This is a genomic window from Sporosarcina sp. ZBG7A, from assembly GCF_000813425.1.
Lineage (GTDB): Bacteria > Bacillota > Bacilli > Bacillales_A > Planococcaceae > Sporosarcina.
Genome location: NZ_JWIB01000037.1, coordinates 22,231 through 44,214 on the forward strand (window position 1 = coordinate 22,231; position 21,984 = coordinate 44,214).

Genomic DNA, 21,984 nt, shown 5'->3' on the forward strand with positions numbered 1-21,984 from the left:
ATTTTCTTTTAAGAACGTGGGAAAATGGAGAGAACTGTTTTGACAGCAAACAAACGCTCGCCAAATTAACTGAACTCACATAGACTGTATGTAAACAGTCACAATTCAACTGGAACTGAGAGGAGCACAATAATGACAATTTACTTTAATAATGGGGTATACGCAGATAAAGAAACGACGAAGGTATCAATTGATGATCGGGGTTACTATTTCGGTGATGGTGTGTATGAAGTCGTTAAAGTATATGATGGAAAGCTTTATACCGCACAAGAACACTTTACTCGGTTTTTGCAAAGTGCAAAAAAAATCCGCCTAGACCTTCCTTATACAATTGAGGAGTTCACGGAAATTGCAAAAAAATTAGCTACTGATAATGGTATAGTAGAAGGACACGTCTATATTCAAGCGACTCGTGGTGCTGCTCCACGGATGCATAACTTCCCTGGTGAAGATGTCGAGCCCATGATTACGGCGTATGCCATTCAAAATCCACGCCCGCTTTCTAAGATGAAAGAAGGGGTTGCCGTTAAAACAACAGATGATATCCGTTGGTTACGCTGTGACATTAAGAGCTTGAATTTATTAGGAAATGTATTGGCGAAGCAAGAAGCATACGAATCTGGATGCGCAGAAGCAGTATTTGTTCGGGATGGAATCGTTACGGAAGGTTCATCTTCAAATATGTTTGGTGTGAAAGATGGGATCCTTTATACACACCCTGCAACTAATTTGATCTTAAATGGGATTACACGTAGAGTCGTGCTGAAATTGTGTGCGAAGCATAGTATCGGAGTCATGGAAGAGCCTTTCACACTAGAGCAATTTTACGAAATGGATGAACTTTTCCTAACTTCTACAACATCAGAAATCACACCGATTGTTTCCATTGACGGGATTTCTGTCGGAGAAGGTGCACCAGGTAGAGTGACGGAACGATTACAGCAAGTGTTTGAGGAAACAATCCACGAACTAAAAATGGAAATTAACTGAATTAGAAAGCGCAGGTGAGTCGAAAGATGGCCCAGCTTGTCAAAATGCTCGATTACGTCTCGCGTTATGAACATGACTTGTCTCGTTATACGAACCAGTTCATCCGCTTGAAAAGATCTCAATGGGAACGGATGAAACGGCAATGGGACAACGGAGTCGATTTAGCCAGTTGGCAAATTGCTGCGGGTGAGGAAACGTTAGAAAAGAAAGTAGAGAAGGATATTGGTTCTCAAGAGGAAGTCGGGAAAAAACGTTTTGCCTCTTTATCTCGCTTCCTTCCTTTTCGAAAAGAAGAGCAAATGGAAACTATTGGCGCAGAACCTTCAATAGAAGAGGGAGAGTTACAGTTCACTCCAAATATTATCCAAGACCCACGATCGCTCCAACAGTTACGCAAGTTGTATATCGATCAGCTTTTTCACTTTCAGTTAAAATGGGCGAGTTCCACGCTGACAGAAAGATCTCGAATAGACGGAAAATTCATGAGGGACAAGCTGCTTCATGATTTTTTAGAGAGTTTGCCAGATAGCTATTTACTTTTCTATTATCCTGTTTTGAAAGTAAAAAAAGCACCTGTCGAATTGGAAGTTGTCCTCATGACACCCGTTGAATGTATTTGTATGACAATTCTACAAGCAGAGGAAGGTTCCGTATTAGTAGGAAGTGGAGAAAGATTTTGGACCAAAAAGCTGGGTGAAAAAGAATCCAAATTACTGAATCCAACAATTGGCTTAAATCGGATGGGGAAAATTGTGTCCAGTCTGTTTACGTCTGCTGAAGTGGACTTTCCAATTCGTAAGATCTTACTTTCCAGAGAGAGCTACATTGACTTTCCAGGAGTTGCACATGACATACAAATCATTGATCGAAGAGATTACCCTAAATGGTTAGAAAAAGAGAAGAAGTCTAGTATTCCAATGAAATCTAAGCAGTTTAAGGCTGCGCAAGTACTACTAGACCTTTGTCAAACTACTGCAGCGAGTCGATTGTTTGAAGCAGAAGACGAACAATTAGAAACCGAACAGGAATAAATAAGAATAATTCAGAAGAGAGTTGTTGAACAATGAGATTACGTCATAAACCTTGGGCGAAAGATTATTTAGATGAGCATGCGGGAATTGTCATAAAAGAACCAGAAACGAAAAGTGGGAAATGGTCCACAATATTCGGAAATGACAACCCGGTCCATATAGAAGTAGGTACTGGGAAAGGTCAGTTTGTTGTTGGCATGGCAATTGCAAATCCCGACATTAACTACATCGGAATCGAGCATTTTGATAGTATCATCGTATCTGCAGTTGAAAAAGTGGTCGATTCAGGAATCCCTGCAAATTTACGTTTACTTCGCGCAAATGGTAAAGAGCTTACCGATATTTTTGAAAAGGGAGAAGTTGCACGTGTTTATTTGAATTTCTCGGATCCTTGGCCGAAATCGAGACATGCTAAGCGTCGTTTAACTCATGGTGATTTTTTAAGTTTGTATCAATCAGTAATGCCGAAAGATGGAGAAATCCATTTCAAAACCGATAACCGTGGATTATTCGAGTACTCTCTCGTCGCGATGTCTGAATACGGAATGCGTTTGTTGGATGTATCACTGGACTTGCATGCGCAAATGCCTGAAGATAACGTCATGACAGAGTATGAAGAGAAGTTTTCAGCTAAAGGACAACCAATCTATCGTCTAGAAGCAAGGTTCATGAGCAAAGCATAATTCATACAAAAGGGGATGTTTGAATGGATACATACAAATTTCACGATATGAAACTTACTTGGCTGGACGGCGGTGTCAACTATCTAGATGGGGGAACGATGTTTGGCGTTGTACCGAAAGCAATGTGGGCTAAAAAGTATGCACCTGATGAGAACAACTTGATTGAATTGCGAACTGATCCAATCTTACTTCAATTTAATGGGAAGAATATGCTAATAGATTCTGGCATTGGCAAAGGGAAGTTGGATGAAAAGAAAAAACGTAACTTGGGAATCCGTGCGGAAACGCGAGTTGCAGAGAGTCTTTCAGAGCTCAACTTAACTGTTGAAGACGTCGACATGGTGCTCATGACGCATTTGCATAACGATCATGCGGCTGGCTTAACAGAATGGCAAGGAGACAAACTTGTTTCTGTTTTTCCAAATGCTGAAATTTATGTTTCTCAGATTGAATGGGATGAAATGCGTAACCCAAACATCCGCTCAAGAAATACTTATTTCAAAGAAAACTGGGAGCCAATCCAAGACCAGGTGAAGCCTTTCGAGAAAGAGTTTTCTCCTATGCAAGGTGTTACAATGGTTCACACGGGCGGTCACAGTGATGGTCATAGCATTATTCGTCTCGAGCAAAACGGAGAGACGATGATCCACATGGCTGACATCATGCCTACACATGCACACAGCAACCCGCTATGGGTACTAGCGTTTGATGACTACCCAATGGACTCCATCTTTGCTAAAGAAAAGCTCATGAAAGAAGCTCGCCAAGAAGGCCATCGTTTCTTCTTCTACCACGACGCCGTTTACCGAATCGTTCGTTTCGACGAGACTGGTAAAAAAATCGTTGAGTCACTCGAGAGAACTCGTTGATAGACGGTTGAATGGACGTAACAGATGCAGGATTCGGTGAAAGAGCATTGACATGGATATAAATCATGCTTCGCTGATTGTAGTGAAAGGTGGCGACTAAGCGAAGATCGAAGACCCCGCAAGGAAGCGAAACGTCTGAGGAGGCTGAAATCAAGCCCCTCGGAAAGCGTCCGCCTTTAACGAAATTCAACACTGTTTACGCTCTAATTTATTTTAAGCAAATTTAAAGGGACTGACCCAAGTAGTCATTTTACATGACCTCGTGGGACAGTCCCTTTTTCATTGTTGGATAGGACTTTAGTGATTAATTTTTAACAAGCTCGACAACAGTACCTGTTTTAGCGTCTGCTGCGAATTCATATTGTTCCAACACACCATCTTTAATGCGAGAAACGCCACCTCTGTAGACGTTCATGGAAATCACGTTATTTGTAAACGGTTCAGTTTTCATCACAATCCATGAACCGTCAATCGGACCTTCTTTTTTAAATGCATCTTTTACAGTCTTTAATACTTGCTCAGCTGGAACAGCAGAGTTTGCACGATCTACGGCTTCTTTGACGACCAATCCTGCAGCTGCACCGGTAAGAACTCCGGCAGCAAATTCTTTTAACTTCATATGGACAGCACTCCTTAGTAGTCGTTTTAATAAGTGTATCATACCACTTTCAATTTGAATAAGCGAGACTACTCACTCTATTCTTTCGAGTATCGAATTAGACAATTGGTAATTTCGACTGAATTGTTCTACAATACGTAGTGTACATAATTTAAAGTGGAGGTAATCCTTTTATGAATAACGAAACTCTTGCAATGTTTAAAACGCTTACAGAATTACCAGGTGCACCCGGAAATGAGCATGCCGTACGAAAATATTTACGGGGCGAACTTGAAAAATATTCGGATGAAATGATTCAAGACAACTTGGGAGGCATCTTTGGTGTTCGTAAAGGACCTGAGAATAGCCCTAAAATAATGGTAGCTGGACATATGGATGAAGTCGGGTTCATGATTTCAGGAATTACGGAAAATGGAATGCTCCGTTTCCAAACATTAGGTGGCTGGTGGAACCAAGTCATGCTTGCACAACGTGTGGAAATTATTACGGATAAAGGTGTAATTCCAGGCGTTATCGGATCCATACCTCCACATCTTTTGACAGACGAACAACGCGCTAAGCCTATGGACGTGAAAAATATGCTGATTGACATCGGTGCTGATGATTTGGAAGATGCTAAGCGCATCGGAATTCGGCCCGGTCAACAGGCTTTGCCAGTTTGCCCATTCACTCCGATGGCAAACGAAAAAAAGATTATGGCAAAAGCATGGGATAACCGATATGGTTGCGGTCTTGCACTAGAGTTGCTGAAGGAAGTAAAAGACGTAGACCTTCCAAACCAGCTTTTCTCTGGAGCGACTGTAATGGAAGAGGTCGGACTACGTGGTGCTCAAACTGCTGCAAATATGATCAACCCTGATTTGTTCTTCGGACTTGACGCTAGTCCTGCAAATGATATGTCCGGCAGCAAGACCGAGTTCGGTCAGCTAGGTAAAGGAACACTACTGCGTATTTTGGATAGAACGATGATTACTCACCGTGGGCTTCGTGAATTCATCCTCGATACGGCGGAAACCAATAACATTCCTTACCAGTATTTCGTCTCCCAAGGTGGAACGGATGCAGGTAAAGTCCATATATCAAACGATGGTGTACCAAGTGCTATAATCGGTATCTGTTCCCGTTACATTCACACATCCTCATCAATCATTCATACGGATGATTATGCGGCTGCGAAAGAACTTCTTGTGAAATTAGTGACAACATGTGACAAAACAACTCTTGAAACAATTAAGCAAAACGTTTAAGTTCCAATTGAGATGCAACGATATAAAAGCAGTCGGTAACAGAGATTAATCTGTAACCGACTGTTTTTTAATGTGTATTCTAGTGACTTGCGGTTCTGATGGTTGCGCGGATAAGTACTGACAGCTAAACTAAACATACTGTACTGAAACGGAGGCGAAGACGTGATCAGGAAATACACCTACTTCTTAACAGCGGCACTATTAGTGCTTGTCCTATCAGGATGTGGTCGATCTGTTGAAGAAAGAACAGATGAAGCAATGCAATCAGCACGTGATGCATTTGAGTTGAACCGTAAACAACCTACAGAAGCTATTGATGGAGTAGAATTCTATATGCCGGTTGGCTGGACAGCGGATGTGATGAAAGCAGAGCGCTCAATGGTGATTTCAAAAGGTAGTCAAACCTATACAGCGCAGTATGATCCGAATGCTAAGCAAGACTCACATGCGTATTATGAGTTGTTAATGGCGGATAAGAGTAAAGAATTCATCCAGCAACAAACCTTTTCGGATGCAGGGGTATTTGGATTTGCGGCAATTAGCGCTCATGGAGATTCTTCGGTTGAAGTTGTGACGGGATCTGGTCCCGTTCAAGTGACTGCCATTGTGCAAAAAGAAGATCTTGTTGCAGCAATCAAGCGTATGATGGAAATCGCTCGATCTGTACAAATAGATTCGTAAAACAGTAACATTTTAGGAGAGGTGAAAACATTGAAATCAGAACAACTAGTGGAAGAACTGAAAAAACGCCTTTCTTCCCAAAACTTTGAATGGAAGTTTGATAAAAAAGCGGATCGAGTACGTCTCGATCATAAAGGGCTTCATAGGGGGATGGACATTTCCCTGCCTGAAATACTTGCAAAATATGAACTAAAATCAGACGCAGCGATTGAAGAAGTCGTCTACACCATTCAAGAAACATTTAATGCAATGGAGGCTGAACAGCAACAAGGATTCAATGAAAATGCCATCATTCTTCCTGTGATCCGTTCTACTTCGTTCCCGAAAGAATCTAAAGCGGGTAGCCCATTCCTTGTGAAACCTCATACGGCAGAAACAGCGATCTACTATGCTTTGGACCAAGGGAAAACTTATCGCTTGATTGACGAAAGTATGCTGTCGTCACTTGGCAAGACAGAGAAAGAAATTACTGAAGCTGCATTATTTAATGCCCGAAAACTGCCGACAGGTGTTAAAGTAGATGAAGTAGCGGGCAATAAATATTATTTCCTCAACATAAATGATGGGTATGATGCAAGCCGTATTTTAAATGCTGCATTTTTAAAGGACATGGCTTCCCGCATTGACGGTCATATGACGGTCTCTGTGCCCCACCAAGATGTATTGATCATTGGAGATATCCAAAATGATACAGGATATGATGTACTTGCTCAAATGACGATGCACTTCTTTACAGTAGGGACAGTACCGATTACGTCTTTGTCGTTCCTATATAACGATGGGGAATTGGAACCTATTTTCATCATGGCTAAAAATCGTGTCGCAGAAAAAGGAGAGAAAAAGAAATGAACGTCTTTATTAACAAACATGGTGTCGGTGACGTGTTGATGGTACAACTGACAACTGAGCGTCCTGAGCAAACAGAAATTGAATCAAAAGGTGATATTACACTTATTAAATCCTCACAAGACGGCAATCCGGTAGCATTCAACGTATTTCACGCAACTCAATACGTTGGAGAGCATGCGGATGGTTCTATAGAATTGACACCTGAACTCGTAGCGAAAATTCAAGAAGCACTTGAAAAGAACAGTGTCTCACTTGAGCTAAATGTAGATTTTAGTCCGAAATTCGTTGTAGGGCACGTTGTTTCAAAAGAGAAGCACCCAAATGCGGACAAGCTCAATATTTGTACGGTGAACGTTGGAGACGAGACGTTACAAATCGTCTGTGGAGCACCGAATGTTGAAAGTGACCAAAAAGTAGTCGTTGCAAAAGTAGGAGCTGTGATGCCATCTGGTTTGATCATTCGCGACGCAGAACTACGTGGAGTGCCATCTTCAGGAATGATTTGTTCTGCAAAAGAATTAGCGTTACCGGATGCGCCAGCTGAAAAAGGTATTCTTGTATTAGCAGCAGATGCAGAAGTTGGAAGTGCGTTTACAAACTGAAAATAGTATTATTAACAGAGAAGCTAGTTGAGTTCTCTGTTTTTTTTGATGAAAAATTCATCAGCCTGTGTGTTGTTTTTATCAAAAAAAGATAGTTGAAGTGACCTATGATACCGTTTTGTTTCCCACATAGCACACGACTATTTGATTTTATCCTTGTTTTTCTGTTAAAATAGGTTGATTGAAATGAAAAGAGTGATAGAGTGAGTTGGATTAAAAAAACTATGGGTCGCATGTTCGGCTCGCAATCTGATGAGACAATTGAAGACTTGAACACAGAATCACCTGAGCTAGAACAACCGCAAGAACCAAACCCGCCGCAGCGGCCGGCATTTAGATTTCCTATGATTACTGATGCTGAAATTTATGGATGGGATGAAGATCCCGATGAACCTGTACAAATAAAGCAACAAGTAGCACCTTTAGTAGAAAAAGATGCCCCATCTGAATCGATACCGTTATACAAGAATAACAGATGGCCTGCAGAACCACCTATAGGAGAAATCCATAGAGCAGGTAATAGAACGAAATATAAAGAACTTACAGAAAAAAATAGAACCGTAAAACCTGAATTGGAAAAAACAGTTAAACGTAAAACGGAAATTGTGAAACAACGCACTAACAAACCGTTTACACCAACGGAAGTGCCTTCACCTGTATATGGATTTTCACAACAAAAACGAACCAGTGTGAAAATTGAACATGAGATCACATCTAATAATGGGAATGAACCAATTACTAGAGTGGAACGACCGTCGAATCTCTTCTTGCCGAAAGAAGTGTTGCCTTCTGGCAGAAAAATTGGGGCACCATCTATTGGGGCTCTGAAAACGAACCAGTACACTGAGTCCGAAAATGAAGTTGACGAAGTAATAGATATACCACATGAACCATCTTTGCCAGAATCAGTAAAATCGGATCGGGAGTTTGTTACGGCGGAAGAAATCATTCCGTTGACTTCGTCTACAGATCAGACAGACTCTGAATCGTATTCTGCTGAGAAACTAGAAGTAGAAACAGTACAAGAGAGTGTACAGATTGCAGTTTTAGAACCTGAACTTGAAGAGGTTAGTCAAGAGAGTTCAGTGCAGGAAGATCCAGTAGATGAAGCACCTGAAGAACTGTACGTAGAAGAGAATATTGAAGAGTTTACTGAGCCAGTAAGTGATGTTTTTGAAGAACTATACGTAGAACAGACGGAAGAAGGGGACGACAGTGTTCCATTTGTTGAGGAATCCACTACTACCCCTGAACTAGATAGAAGCAAAAATGAAAAAATTGTTCCTTTTAATGTCGTCATGTTGAAAACTGATAAAGAGAAGCAGCAGTTACGTTCTCTTGCTCTTTCCAATGCTCCGACATTCAAAGAACCTGCGCCATTGCCTGTGAACAACGAGCAACTGTCTGCTGTTAACAAGGAGATTCAACCAGCAAAGCCGGAATCTCAGAATCAGCCTGGAATGAGGCAGAACAGTCAGCATGTTGAAGCGGTTCAATCAGCACCACTTACGAGTATAGCAACGTTATCAGAGGGATCAGAGGATGAGCAGGAAGTGCTTCCTCATTATGTTTTCCCTTCAATTGAAGATTTACTACCAGCTGAAGCACAGCAAGAAGATACCGAATGGCTAACTTCACAATCTGAGAAACTAGTCGAAGCACTTTCTCATTTTTCTGTGGAAGCAGACATATTAGAAGCGGTTCAAGGGCCTACAGTTACGCGATTTGAGTTGACAGTCGGATTTGGAACTAAAGTTAGCAAAGTCCGTAATTTAACAGATGATCTGAAATTAGCTCTAGCGGCAGAAGATATCCGTATTCAGGCTCCAATCCCTGGTACAAGCTCGATCGGGATTGAAATACCGAATCGGACAACACGACCTGTCCGAATTTCAGAAGTCATTGATACTGATAAGTTCACGAGTTCTGATTCACCACTCGAAGCGGTACTTGGATTGAGTTTAACAGGTGAACCGGTAACAATCGACTTGCGTAAAATGCCACATGGAATGATTGCAGGTGCAACGGGTTCAGGGAAATCGGTCTGCATTAACTCGATTCTCGTGAGTCTTTTGTACAAAGCTTCGCCAACAGAGCTAAAAATGATGTTGATTGACCCTAAAATGGTGGAATTAGCGCCATTCAATGGAATTCCACATCTTATTAGCCCTGTCATCACTGATGTCAAGGCTGCGACAGCCGCTTTAAAATGGGCAGTCGACGAGATGGAGCGACGATATGAGCTATTTGCGCATGCAGGTGCCCGGAATATTGAACGATATAACCAAATGGCAGAAGCGAATCGCCAATTTGCACAAAAAATGCCGTATTTACTAATTGTCATCGATGAGCTTGCGGATCTGATGATGGTTGCGCCGAATGATGTCGAAGTATCGATCAGTCGAATTGCTCAAAAAGCAAGAGCATGTGGTATTCACCTGATTATTGCAACGCAGCGTCCATCAGTCGATGTTATTACTGGCATCATTAAGGCTAATATTCCAACACGCATTGCATTTGCTGTGTCTTCTCAGATCGATTCTCGAACGATTCTCGATGGTGCTGGAGCAGAGCGACTTCTCGGTAGGGGAGATATGCTGTATATCGGAAATGGACAATCTTCACCCATCCGCTTGCAGGGCACATTTGTAACGGATGATGAAATTGAAGACATAATTGAACACGTTAAAAGTGAAGCCTCACCAGAATACTTATTCGGTCAGGAAGATTTACTCGCTGCTGTTGTTGAAGAAGAGGAATCAGATCCGTTGTTCACGCAAGCCTGTGCATTCATCATTGAACAGGGAAGTGCATCGACATCACTTATGCAGCGCCACTTTAGTATTGGATACAATCGAGCTGCGAAAATTATGGATCGCATGGAAGCACATGGCTTCATATCAGAACAACGAGGAAGTCGTTCGCGGGATGTCTATTTAACAGAAGCAGACTTGGAGTCATTTCTGAATCCTGATCATGAAGCATAAGATTAAGAATATGAACTTACATTATGAATTATCAATGAGAGATTTTAGGGAACAGGTTGGTCCCAGGAGGTTGCACAATGACGAAATTTCACTTTACAGGTATTAAAGGATCAGGAATGAGTTCACTCGCTCAAATCCTTCACGATTCATCAAACGAAGTTCAAGGGTCAGATGTGGAAAAGCACTTTTTCACCGAGGAACCACTTCATGAACGTTCTATAACCGTACTTCCTTTCAGTGAAGACAACATTACTGAAGGACTTACAATAATTGCAGGTAATGCGTTTCCGGATACACATCCAGAATTAGTGAAAGCTAAAGAACTAGGACTGGACGTAATTCGCTATCATGACTTTTTGGCGGAATACATGAAACAATCCGTTTCTGTAGCAATTACAGGTACCCATGGAAAAACATCGACGACGGGTCTTCTTGCTCATGTCCTTACTGGCTTTGCACCAATTTCATACTTAATTGGAGATGGTACAGGAAAAGGAGTTCAGGACAGTGACTTTTTTGTATTTGAGTCATGCGAATACAAGCGGCATTTCCTAGCGTACGAACCTGATTACGCAATTATCACGAATATCGATTTCGATCACCCTGACTATTTTAAAGACATGGAAGATGTATTGAATGCATTTGGTGATATGGCTTTGAATGTTAAAAAAGCGATTATCGCATGTGGGGATGACCCGAACTGTTTAGCGATTCAAGCAAATGTACCAGTCGTACTTTATGGTCTTGGCGAAGGAAATGATTTTAGTGCTTCTAATATCGTAAAAAGCGCTGAAGGTACTTCTTTTGATGTATTTGTTCGTAACGAATTTTATCATTCGTTTACAATTCCGATGCCTGGCGACCATGCGATTAAAAACGCATTGGCAGTTATTGCGCTTTGTCAGTATGAAGGATTGGAACCAACCGTTGTCGCAGAACGTCTTAAGAGTTTTAACGGGGTAAAGCGGAGGTTCACTGAAGTTCAATCTGATGGTGCAATTCTAATCGATGATTATGCACATCATCCAACTGAAATCCGCGCAACTCTTCAGTCTGCAAGACAGAAGTATCCTGAGCGTGAAATCGTCGCGGTTTTCCAACCGCATACATTTTCAAGAACTGCGGCACTAATGGATGAATTTGCAGAAAGCCTTTCTGAAGCTGACCAAGTTTATCTGTGTGATATATTTGGATCCGCTCGTGAAAAATCAGGTACGTTGACGGTGAATGATCTTGCCGAGAAAATTCCTGGTTCCGCACATTTAACACTAGATGCTATTGAAGCGCTTGATGGACATGAAGATGCTGTCTTTTTGTTCATGGGGGCAGGGGACGTACAAAAGTATTTGAGCGCCTATCAGCAACATATCGCTGAACAGAAAACAGTCTGATTGAATTAATCAGGCTGTTTTCTTTTTTTTGATGAAATCTTGATTTATTTTAAAGGAAATAATCACTCGTTGTCGAAAGTGGAAAGATGGTCAAAGTTTAGCCTGTAGAGTGACAGGGTAAAAGTACTCATAAGAACGTGGACAGGGAGGAGTGAACTGCTTCCATCTGTTGTACATAGCGGATAGTCGTTGAAAGTTAGTGTTCAGCGAAGTTACCAACCGTATCGACAGACGAAAAAAGCCAAGGGATTACAGACCAACACCTGAACACCATTTTAAGGAGGAGATCGCATGAGCGAAAACTATAACAAACCAAACCAAACTAACGAATTTACCTCGAATGATATGTATGAAAACTCTTACGGAGAGCCATCTCAATTACCGATGAACTATAATTATTTCCCTACGGATACAGACAGTTTCTATGAAGAGGATAGTTCTGGATCTGGAAGCTTTTTAGTAGGAGCACTAGTAGGGGGAGTCATAGGAGCCGCAGCAGCACTTTTCCTAGCACCGAAAACAGGTAAAGAAATGCGCGATGATTTTTCAACTCAAGCCGTACAATTTAAAAACAAGAGTATTGAGTTAAGCTCTACAGCCAAAGATAAAGCAGTTGACCTAACTGCAACTGCCAAAGATAAGGCAGCTGATCTGTCTAGTACTGCTAAAGAAAAAGCGACACAGATTTCTGCAGTGGCAAAGGAAAAGTCTGAAGACCTTAAGAAAAATGTCCAGGACCAAACTGGAAAAGTAAAATCGATGACTTCAAAAAAGACTGCCCCAATGGATGATGGTACTGCTTCATCTGAAGGTGAAGAGCCTATTGTTAACAAAGAGGACAAAGGTGCTTCCAAAAAGTCTGAAGAGAAAAAAGAAGCTAGCAATCAGACTACTAAAAATAGTGATGTAGCCTATGACAATTCAGAAAACATCGGAAAAGATAAGAATATCAATCAAAATGCAGTTTCTAACGAAAAGCCTAAAAGTAATTGACTAAAATAGCCATTCAGCCTTTGGGCTGAATGGCTATTTTTAAGTAATCAAAATTTCTAATTCGTCTCCTCCGAACAGTTGATCGTAAAATTGGATTGGCTGTTGGTTGCGCAGTAGTTTATAAGATGTTGCTGAACCGGTTGGGAGCTGATAATCGACAAACGCGAAAACATCACTAAATGTAATTGGCTGTCCAGTTAAAGGTGTAACCTTCAACTGGTCTTCTTCTGTAACTTGTGCAGTGGGTTCAACGGATTTATTATTCACCGTGACCAAGAAGCGAGGTTTTGTAATAGTTACTTGCATACTGTTGAATGAAACGGTTAGCTGCTCTGTCAATTGAACACCTAATTCATTGGCAACATCAGCAACGGTCGTAAGTGAATTTTGCTCACTAGTAATGTGATCTCCATCCTCCAACTGTGAAGTTAGTGAAATCGGCAGTCCGTTCCGGGAGTAGACGATAGGTTTGGGTTTAAGATGAACCCGTTTTCCATTAAGAATAACTGACTGTAGTGAACTCTGATTGCTACTATCTGAATTCAGTACGGCAAAGGCATCTCGTAATGTCTTGGCTTGGTGAACTTTGATATCATCTCGATCTTGAATTGTAGTTTGTATATCCTGGCGCTCGTTATTCACGATCACTTCGGTTTTCAAGACAACTCGACGCTCGTTGATGGTCACGGAAATAGAATCTGAATCCAGTTCCGTCACATCTGCAATCACAGCTTGTGCTGAACGTCCATCTTCACCTAATATGAGTTGAATGGAATCTCCATTCCGAATTGGATCTTTCGTACTGACTGTTTCTCCATTTTTATAAATTGCAGAAGGAGTACCGTGGCTTCCGGGTAACGTGATTTCTTGACCGTTAAGTGAAAATCGTAAAGCGAGACCTGGTTTACCATATAAATGTTTGGCTTTAATACCAGCTGCTAAGAGAGCATCTCCGACAGTCATTTCTTTCAGTTCAAAGAGCCGGATAGTTTTCTCATTCACCGTCACGGACATATAATGTATTGGTGCGCGTTTGGCCGCAATTGCAATTCCAATTGGTGTAACGAGCGCTGGTGAAGAACTGATATGTTCGGCTAGTGTAACCTCTGACAGCGCATCGAGACCACGAACAGCAACCCGTTGCAAAGGAAGTTCCAGAGCAGCGCTGAGTTTACTCGTTAACGCAGGGGTTAAACTACCGCCACCAACAAGCATGACAGCTTGAGGAGAAGTGTTATTAAGACGCAAAATCTCACTTGCAATGGAGTCTGCAAGGCGGGCAATGGATGAGTAAATTGTCTCCACAACTTCATGAGCAGGAAATTGTTGTTCAAAGCCCAGAATATCCTTGAAGACAACGGATTCTTCTCCGTTAAGGGCTCGTTTGACGCGTTCTGCTTCTGGGAAGTCCAATAAATAGCTGGAACTCAGTGCTTCAGTTATTTCATCGCCAGCGATAGGGACCATACCGAAGGCAGAAACCGTATTATTATTTGTTAGTGCAATATCTGAAGTCCCGGCACCAATATCCACCAAAGCTACATTTAAACGTCTCATCGATTGTGGAATGAGGACATTGATTGCAGCGATTGGCTCAAGGGTGAGAGCTTCCATTTCAAGATCGGCTCTTTTAAGTGCAGATAACAGGGACTCCACAACGACCCGAGGCAAGAAAGTGGAGATGACTTCAACACTGGCAGAACGGCCAGTTTGGTCTATAAGACTCCCTATCTCTTCATCATCCAATAAGTAGTGAAGTACAGAGTAACCAACACAATAATACGGGTTCTCTGAAGTAATAGAGTCAGAAGATAGCAACTCCTGTTGGGCTTTTTGGACTGCACCGAGTTCTAAACGATTAATATCTTCTGTATTGATCAAAGCGTGTTCTGTGATGTCCACTGACATTTTTCCAGTGGCAGTTTTTAACGCTCGTCCAGCAGCTGCTACGCTTACTTTCTTCAAAGGGCCGTGGCGTTCTTCAAGTAAGGTTTTCATTTCCCCAATCACTGAAGCTACACTGACGATGTTATGTATTTGTCCATCTAACATGGAGCGCTCTTTGTGCTCGATTACTTCAAGATCGACTACGTGATACCTTGAATTGACTTCTTCCAATATAATTCCGACAACGGAACGTGTTCCAATATCCAGTGCAAATAAAGGCGTCACATTAGTACCTCCTAAGTCTTTACAATATATTATATATGACGATTTAGCGAAATAGCGTGACTTTTCAACTGAGGTTCATTATACTAGGTCTATTATTATAAAATGTACCATACATTCTCCGATGCGAAAAGGGAATGCTATGAATGGGGAGGAGAATGATTATGCGCCAAAATAATTTGGAAGAGCTTCGGTCTCAGGTAACTGAACTGAATGTGAAGATTTTAGAACTCATTAACGATCGTACGGCTGTAGTGCAAGAAATCGGTAAGGTAAAAGAAAAACAAGGTGTAAATCGTTTTGATCCGGTTCGAGAGAGAGAAATGTTAGATTTCTTGAAAGACGCGAACAAGGGACCCATTCCAAATGGTATTCTTGAACAAGTGTTTAAAGGAATTTTCATGTCCGCGCTTGAAATTCAAGAAGACGAACAAAAGAAGGCACTACTTGTTTCACGTAAACGAAAAGCTGAGGACACAATCGTCGACATTAATGGCGAAAAAATAGGAGATGGAACACCTTCATTTGTTTTCGGACCATGTGCAGTTGAGTCGTATGAACAAGTGTTGGCAGTTGCCCAGTCCATTAAGGCAAAAGGACTGACGATGATGCGAGGCGGTGCATATAAGCCACGTACATCACCTTATGACTTCCAAGGGTTAGGACTGGAAGGATTAAAGATTTTAAAGCGTGTTTCTGATGAGACTGGCTTGTCCATAGTGACAGAGATTATTACACCATCTCACTTAGAAGAGGCGCTAGACTATATAGATGTCATTCAAATTGGTGCGCGTAATATGCAAAACTTCGAGCTTCTAAAAGAAGCAGGTAAAGCAAACAAACCAGTGTTGTTAAAACGTGGCTTGGCTGCAACGATCGATGAATTCATTCACGCGGCAGAATACATCATGTCAAAAGGGAATACGCAGATCATGCTTTGTGAGCGAGGCATTCGGACGTATGAGCGTGCCACTCGAAATACACTAGATATTTCTGCTGTTCCAATTTTAAAGCAAGAAACCCACCTTCCTGTATTTGTTGACGTTACACACTCAACAGGTAGAAAGGATCTTCTGATTCCAACTGCTAAAGCAGCGATTGCTGTAGGTGCAGATGGCGTCATGGCTGAGGTACATCCAGACCCAGCAGTTGCTTTGTCTGATTCGGCACAACAAATGAACATCGAACAATTTGACGAATTTTACGAAGAGATGCAACGTTTCATGAATACACATCAAATCGTATAATTTCCCGCCGGAGCTTACATTGCTCCGGCGTTTTGGTATACTAGGAAAGAAAGAAAAAAAGACAGAGAAAGGGGAGGTCAGTATGGCGGTAACAATTTATGACGTGGCTCGAGAAGCGAACGTCTCAATGGCTACTGTATCACGGGTGGTCAACGGTAACCCCAACGTGAAACCAGCAACGCGTAAGAAGGTAACAGCATGCATTGAACGGCTCGGCTATCGGCCCAATGCCGTAGCACGCGGCCTCGCCAGCAGAAAAACGACAACAATAGGTGTGATCGTGCCGGATATTTCCAAAAGTTATTACGCAGAACTTTCTAGAGGGATTGCAGATGTTGCGACGATGTATGAGTACAACATCATCTTGTCCAATTCAGACAAACGTCCTCTTCGAGAAATGGAATTAATTGAAGATCATCTTGGGAAGCAAGTGGATGGACTAATTTTCATGAGCGATTCAATCTCAGATGATGTTCGTAAGGAAATGAAGTCTGCAAACATTCCCATTGTGTTGGCAGGAACATTGGATTCCGAACTAGAATTTCCGACTGTCAATATTGAAAACAAAGAAGCAGCATATTCAGCAGTGAAAGAGTTGATCGAAAACGATCACAAGCACATTGCATTCATTTCAGGACCATTCAGTAGGGATATCAATCGGCTTTCTAAAAAGACAGGCTATGAAGACGCGATGTCAGAAGCAGGATTATCCATTCCTGATGGATATATCGTGGAAACGGACAATACATACGATGATGCATATGAAGTATGGAACCGTTTAAAAAAGCTGCCTGAACCACCTACAGCTATATTCGCGGGCAATGATGAAATTGCTGTCGGGTTATTGAATGGAATAAGAGATGCAGGTCTTACCGTTCCCGATGATTTGGAGCTGATTTGTTTCCAACACTCGATTCTTGCTCGTGCGGTCCGTCCTCAGTTAACGGCAATCCGAGTGCCGTTATATGATTTAGGAGCCGTATCGATGAGGCTCTTAACCAAGTTGATGAACGGAGAAGAAGTTAATCAGCAACAAGTGATTCTTCCATACCAATTGGAGTATCGAGATTCTGTAAGAGGCAAATAATCCTCAATACAATTAAATTTCAAATGCAAAAAGCAGAGATGCGTAAGCTCTCTGCTTTTTTGTGCTTTATAAATCGAATAATTATCCAAACTACCTTGGTTGTTGCTCACTTCGTATGTAGTGTAGTGAACGATCCATGACTTGTGCATTCTTTTCTTCAATTTCCGCTTTTCGTGGAATCGGTTTGTATAACGGATTTGGATCTTCCCATGTTTCAATGAATGGAACAGGGGACTCTGGTTGCCAACGGCTAAGCCATTCTTCTGGGAGAGGTCCAGTCGGTGCAGGGAGTTTCTTCATCGTATACCAGATATGTGACCAAGCACGAGGAACGACCCTCCATATATCATAACCACCACCACCTACAGCGATCCATCGTCCTTCGCAATACTCATCTGCAAGTTCACGGGCGATCCTTGGAATTTCTTTATAAATCTCCATAGTGCCATACAAATGTGTTAACGGGTCAAAAAAGTGAGCATCGGCACCATTTTGAGTCAGAATTACGTCTGGTTTGAACCATTCCACAACTTCGCGGAAAGCGGTTTCATAGACTTCTAGAAAAGAGTCGTCTTCTGTGAAAGCATCGATGGGGAAGTTGAACGATGTCCCGTAGCCTTTACCGTTCCCGCGTTCTGTTACGTGCCCAGTGCCGGGGAATAGATAACGTCCTGTTTCGTGGATGGACAAGGTACATACATCAGGGTCATCGTAGAAAGTCCATTGGACCCCATCGCCATGATGAGCATCTGTATCGATATAAAGGACTCGTGCGTCATAATTTTTCTGTAAATAACGAATGGCGACAGAGCTATCATTGTAGACACAAAATCCCGAAGCTTTCCCTTGGAATCCGTGATGGAGTCCGCCGCCAAGATTTAACGCATAACAGGCGCGGTTATTCATCACTTCATCGACAGCTGTCAGTGTACCGCCTACAAGCATGGCGCTTGCTTCATGCATATTCGGGAAAATTGGTGTATCCTCTGTACCTATCCCATACACATTACCGATTTCAGGACCCACTTCACCTTTTCCTGCCTTTTTTACCATCTCGACAAACTTAGGTTCATGGACTAACAATAACTCTTCATCTGTTGCTATACGTGGTGCGATGATATCTTCATCCGTAATCGCATGCGTTTTTTTCAGTAAATCCAGTGTTAACACAATTCTCTTTTGATTAAATGGATGTGTGTCAGAAAATGAGTATCCTAGCTGATCTTCCGAAAAAATGAATACAGCGTCCTTTTTCATACTTCTGTCCCAGGGAAGTTCGGCCAAAGAACGTCAAATCCACGTCCTTTAAGTCCTTCAATAATCGGAATGGGATTCATCGTCTTGATACGGATCACTAGAATTTTATTAGCCTCATTTTCTTTGTCTGGATAGACTAGGACACTCTGAACGTTTGTTTGAAATTCATTGAACACTTTAGTCACTTCATGTAGAATTCCGGGAATATTAGGCACACGAACTTCAATTTGCGAACCAGGCTGATGTGCCCCCGTCAGTTCAATGTATTTATACAATAAATCAGTTTCTGTAATAATTCCGATGAGCTGCTGATTGGAAACGATGGGCAGACAACCAATCTGATTATGATAAAACACTAAAGCAGATTCCTCCACGAAATCCATGGGGTGTCCTGTAATCGGCTTCTTTACCATGCATTCAGAAAGTGGCATGTCATAAACAGAAGCAATATTCTCTGTCTGCTGATCTCCGTAAGGTAAGATTTCTTTTAGGTTGCGATCGGTGACGATACCAACGAGTTGATTGTCCTGAATCACGATTGGGAGATGTCGGATATGGTGAGTTCTCATTAAATCTGCAGCTTCTTTTACCGTATGATCGGGTGTTAATGTAATGACTTCAGTTTTCATGATTTCTTCTATTAACATAGTATCCCTTCTTTCTTAGTACAGAAATCTGTTTTTAAATCGTAAGCTATCAAATCGTTGGACATCCTCTTGCTTGATGCGTTTACCTATTCTGGCCATTAAACAATTAGCGGGATGCGAACAAATTTCAGGATCGTCCGTTGCGAAATACTCGAGTCCTCCATGTTGCATCATTTTTTCCATTACTTTTCGATATTCCCATACATTCAGCTTTGTCTCTTTCAAGTCCCAATGCCAATAGTATTCGGTTGTAATGACAATATAATCTTCCATCGCATCATCCATCATGGAGACTTCCAGTAGCGCCTTACCGACACCGCCTCCCCGATATTTTGCAATGACCTCAATCGCACCTAATTCAATCAAGTTTTCAATATTGCCCTCAGACCATCGTTCAAGTGGGTCGGGATATAAATAAGTGACGTACCCTACGATTTGGTCTCGTTCTCTAGCAACAATAATTCTCCCTTCAGGCAATTTTGAAATGCCGATGAGTGCTTTGTGTTGCTGTGCAGGTGCTCTAAATGCCACTAATCCTTCATGGAAAGCATAACTTTCAAGATCAGACGTCCGAATAGGTCCTTCAATAATAAGATCTCCATTTTTATGCTTCAATTCTAACGCATTATAGGTTTTAACATGTTCCAACCACTTCACCGCCTTATGCTGATAATCCATCTGCTTACAGTATACATGAAAGCTATGAGCGTTTTGATGAAATTTCTTACAAAATGAAGAACTGTCGGAAAAATATTATTTGTTTGCTAATTCAAGAGGGATTCAGGTAGAATAATAGTGTTGGTACATATTTAAGGGGGTTCTGTTATGGTTTTAAAAACAATTCCGGCTCAACAGTCTGATTATCAAATGCAAGACTATGACAAATTGGCGGCTACTTTCGACTGGAAAGAAGCTGAAAAAGCCTTTAGCTGGTATGAAACGGGAAAAGTGAATATTGCGCACGAAGCGGTAGATCGACATGCCGATTCATTCCGCAAAAACAAGGTTGCGCTCTACTATAAAGACGGTTCACGCAACGAAACTTATACATTTGGAGACTTGAAGAAAAATTCGAACAAAGCTGCAAATGTATTGAAAAACTGTTCAACTTTAGAAAAAGGGGACCGAATCTTTGTCTTCATGCCGCGTTCCCCAGAATTATACTTTGCTCTCTTAGGTGCTTTGAAAATCGGTGCAATAGTAGGACCGCTATTCGAAGCGTTCATGGAAGGTGCGGTATATGATCGATTGGATGACAGCGATGCGAAAGCAATAGTGACAACACCAGAACTGGTTGACCGTATTCCTGTTGACCGTTTGCCAAATCTTGAAACTGTCTTCGTCGTGGGGGACGATGTAACAGAAGAAGGAAAAATAATCAGTTTCAGTAAACATTTTGAGAAAGCATCCAAAGATTTTGATGTGGAATGGTTAGAACGTGAATCACCTACATTGTTGCACTATACATCAGGTTCTACAGGTAAACCTAAAGGTGTTCTCCATGTACAGGAAGCGATGATTCAACAACTTCAAACTTCAAAATGGGTACTGGATCTTCGTGAAGACGACGTATTTTGGTGTACTGCTGATCCAGGTTGGGTAACAGGCACAGCTTATGGAATTTTTGGCCCGTTATTGGCGGGAACAACAAATCTGATTGTCGGTGGACGTTTCTCAACTGATAGCTGGTATGGTGCTATTGAAGAATTTGGTGTATCTGTCTGGTACAGCGCACCGACTGCGTTCCGTATGCTGATGGGAGCAGGAAGCGCTGCTATGGAAGGGCATGATCTCTCTTCGCTCCGTCACATCTTGTCAGTTGGTGAGCCGTTAAACCCTGAAGTTGTTCGTTGGGGAATGGAGACATTCAACATGCGAATTCATGATACGTGGTGGATGACAGAAACAGGTGCCCAGATGATTTGTAACTTTGGCTCACTTCCACTGAAGCCGGGTTCGATGGGGAAGCCGGTTCCGGGAATTGAAGCAGCCATTGTCGATGACCAAGGGAATGTATTACCACCAAATCGAATGGGGAACCTAGCGTTGAAAAAAGGATGGCCATCGATGATGAGAGCCGTTTGGAATAACCCGGAAAAGTACGATTCCTACTTCTTGAATGGAGAATGGTACGTATCAGGGGATTCTGCCTATATGGACGAGGACGGTTATTTCTTCTTCCAAGGTCGTGTAGATGATGTCATCATGACGAGTGGAGAGCGCGTTGGTCCATTTGAAATTGAAAGTAAATTAATTGAACATCCAGCGATTGTAGAAGCTGGTGTCATCGGAAAACCTGATCCAGTCCGTGGTGAAATCATTAAGGCGTTCATCGCTTTACATGATGGATACGAACCGACGGATGAATTGAAAGAAGAGATACGACAGTTTGTAAAAAAAGAGCTTGCTGGTCATGCAGCTCCTAGAGAAATTGAGTTCAAGGACAAACTTCCGAAGACACGAAGCGGTAAAATCATGAGACGTGTGCTAAAAGCATGGGAACTCGATTTACCGACGGGCGATCTGTCGACAATGGAAGACTAAAAAAGAAAAGAAGGCTGGACAGTGACCCGCATTGGGGACTGTCCAGCCTTTTCTTTAAGTTGTTTTTCAAATGAAGGAGAGGGACGGCAAT

General features: G+C 41.9%; 19 protein-coding genes. 14 read left to right on the top strand and 5 right to left on the bottom strand.

The annotated features are described in order from the left end of the window. Window positions 1-132 precede the first annotated feature (132 nt). Genes dat through RL70_RS13485 form a run of 4 tightly spaced genes read left to right on the top strand, consistent with a single transcriptional unit; the run spans window position 133 to window position 3,573 of the window. Window positions 133-990 (top strand): D-amino-acid transaminase, encoded by an 858-nt coding sequence (dat, locus tag RL70_RS13470; protein WP_039043919.1) that lies wholly within the window; start codon window positions 133-135, stop codon window positions 988-990. Between the two features lie 26 nt (window positions 991-1,016). Further along, window positions 1,017-2,021 (top strand): hypothetical protein, encoded by a 1,005-nt coding sequence (locus RL70_RS13475; RefSeq protein WP_039043920.1) that lies wholly within the window; start codon window positions 1,017-1,019, stop codon window positions 2,019-2,021. 32 nt (window positions 2,022-2,053) lie between these two features. Further along, on the top strand, window positions 2,054-2,704 hold the full coding sequence (trmB, locus tag RL70_RS13480) for a tRNA (guanosine(46)-N7)-methyltransferase TrmB (protein ID WP_039043921.1): 651 nt from the start codon (window positions 2,054-2,056) through the stop codon (window positions 2,702-2,704). A gap of 23 nt (window positions 2,705-2,727) precedes the next feature. Then, window positions 2,728-3,573, top strand: coding sequence for an MBL fold metallo-hydrolase (locus RL70_RS13485; RefSeq protein ID WP_039043922.1), 846 nt, complete (start codon window positions 2,728-2,730; stop codon window positions 3,571-3,573). Window positions 3,574-3,877: 304 nt separating this feature from the next. Here RL70_RS13485 and RL70_RS13490 read toward each other — a convergent pair whose 3' ends face one another. Further along, complete coding sequence (locus RL70_RS13490; protein ID WP_039043923.1) at window positions 3,878-4,192, bottom strand: PepSY domain-containing protein; 315 nt, start codon at window positions 4,190-4,192, stop codon at window positions 3,878-3,880. A 173-nt stretch (window positions 4,193-4,365) separates the two neighbouring features. Between RL70_RS13490 and RL70_RS13495 the strand changes: the two genes are divergently transcribed. From RL70_RS13495 to RL70_RS17380, 7 genes are all read left to right on the top strand, one after another. Then, window positions 4,366-5,439 (top strand): M42 family metallopeptidase, encoded by a 1,074-nt coding sequence (locus RL70_RS13495; RefSeq protein WP_039043924.1) that lies wholly within the window; start codon window positions 4,366-4,368, stop codon window positions 5,437-5,439. Between the two features lie 162 nt (window positions 5,440-5,601). Then, on the top strand, window positions 5,602-6,120 hold the full coding sequence (locus tag RL70_RS13500) for a hypothetical protein (protein ID WP_039043925.1): 519 nt from the start codon (window positions 5,602-5,604) through the stop codon (window positions 6,118-6,120). Window positions 6,121-6,150: 30 nt separating this feature from the next. Next, entirely contained in the window at window positions 6,151-6,969 is an 819-nt protein-coding gene (locus RL70_RS13505) for a DUF1444 domain-containing protein (protein ID WP_039043926.1), read from the top strand. After that, window positions 6,966-7,571 carry a YtpR family tRNA-binding protein gene (gene ytpR / locus RL70_RS13510; protein WP_039043927.1) on the top strand — a complete coding sequence of 202 codons (606 nt, stop codon included), beginning with the start codon at window positions 6,966-6,968 and terminating at the stop codon, window positions 7,569-7,571. The genes RL70_RS13505 and ytpR overlap by 4 nt, the downstream gene beginning before the upstream one ends. A gap of 203 nt (window positions 7,572-7,774) precedes the next feature. Further along, entirely contained in the window at window positions 7,775-10,558 is a 2,784-nt protein-coding gene (locus RL70_RS13515; protein WP_052245976.1) for a DNA translocase FtsK, read from the top strand. Window positions 10,559-10,635: 77 nt separating this feature from the next. Further along, window positions 10,636-11,949 carry a UDP-N-acetylmuramate--L-alanine ligase gene (gene murC / locus RL70_RS13520; RefSeq protein WP_039043928.1) on the top strand — a complete coding sequence of 438 codons (1,314 nt, stop codon included), beginning with the start codon at window positions 10,636-10,638 and terminating at the stop codon, window positions 11,947-11,949. 291 nt (window positions 11,950-12,240) lie between these two features. Further along, window positions 12,241-12,942, top strand: coding sequence for a YtxH domain-containing protein (locus RL70_RS17380; protein WP_052245977.1), 702 nt, complete (start codon window positions 12,241-12,243; stop codon window positions 12,940-12,942). Window positions 12,943-12,981: 39 nt separating this feature from the next. Here RL70_RS17380 and RL70_RS13530 read toward each other — a convergent pair whose 3' ends face one another. After that, window positions 12,982-15,114 (bottom strand): cell division protein FtsA, encoded by a 2,133-nt coding sequence (locus RL70_RS13530; protein WP_039043929.1) that lies wholly within the window; start codon window positions 15,112-15,114, stop codon window positions 12,982-12,984. Window positions 15,115-15,275: 161 nt separating this feature from the next. On the opposite strand from RL70_RS13530, the gene RL70_RS13535 reads away from it, so the two are divergent. Next, window positions 15,276-16,358, top strand: a complete 1,083-nt coding sequence (locus tag RL70_RS13535) for a bifunctional 3-deoxy-7-phosphoheptulonate synthase/chorismate mutase (protein ID WP_039043930.1) — start codon at window positions 15,276-15,278, stop codon at window positions 16,356-16,358. Window positions 16,359-16,440: 82 nt separating this feature from the next. Continuing rightward, on the top strand, window positions 16,441-17,445 hold the full coding sequence (ccpA, locus tag RL70_RS13540) for a catabolite control protein A (protein ID WP_039043931.1): 1,005 nt from the start codon (window positions 16,441-16,443) through the stop codon (window positions 17,443-17,445). A 90-nt stretch (window positions 17,446-17,535) separates the two neighbouring features. Here the strand turns inward: ccpA and RL70_RS13545 are convergent, their stop codons facing one another. Genes RL70_RS13545 through RL70_RS13555 form a run of 3 tightly spaced genes read right to left on the bottom strand, consistent with a single transcriptional unit; the run spans window position 17,536 to window position 19,997 of the window. Beyond that, window positions 17,536-18,702: an acetoin utilization protein AcuC gene (locus RL70_RS13545; protein ID WP_039043932.1), complete on the bottom strand. Its 1,167-nt coding sequence runs from the start codon at window positions 18,700-18,702 to the stop codon at window positions 17,536-17,538. Next, window positions 18,699-19,349, bottom strand: coding sequence for an acetoin utilization AcuB family protein (locus tag RL70_RS13550; RefSeq protein WP_039043933.1), 651 nt, complete (start codon window positions 19,347-19,349; stop codon window positions 18,699-18,701). The genes RL70_RS13545 and RL70_RS13550 overlap by 4 nt, the downstream gene beginning before the upstream one ends. A gap of 15 nt (window positions 19,350-19,364) precedes the next feature. Continuing rightward, complete coding sequence (locus tag RL70_RS13555) at window positions 19,365-19,997, bottom strand: GNAT family N-acetyltransferase (RefSeq protein ID WP_039043934.1); 633 nt, start codon at window positions 19,995-19,997, stop codon at window positions 19,365-19,367. 177 nt (window positions 19,998-20,174) lie between these two features. Here RL70_RS13555 and acsA point away from each other — a divergent pair, with 177 nt between their 5' ends. Beyond that, window positions 20,175-21,893: an acetate--CoA ligase gene (gene acsA, locus RL70_RS13560; protein WP_039043935.1), complete on the top strand. Its 1,719-nt coding sequence runs from the start codon at window positions 20,175-20,177 to the stop codon at window positions 21,891-21,893. Window positions 21,894-21,984: the final 91 nt, after the last annotated feature.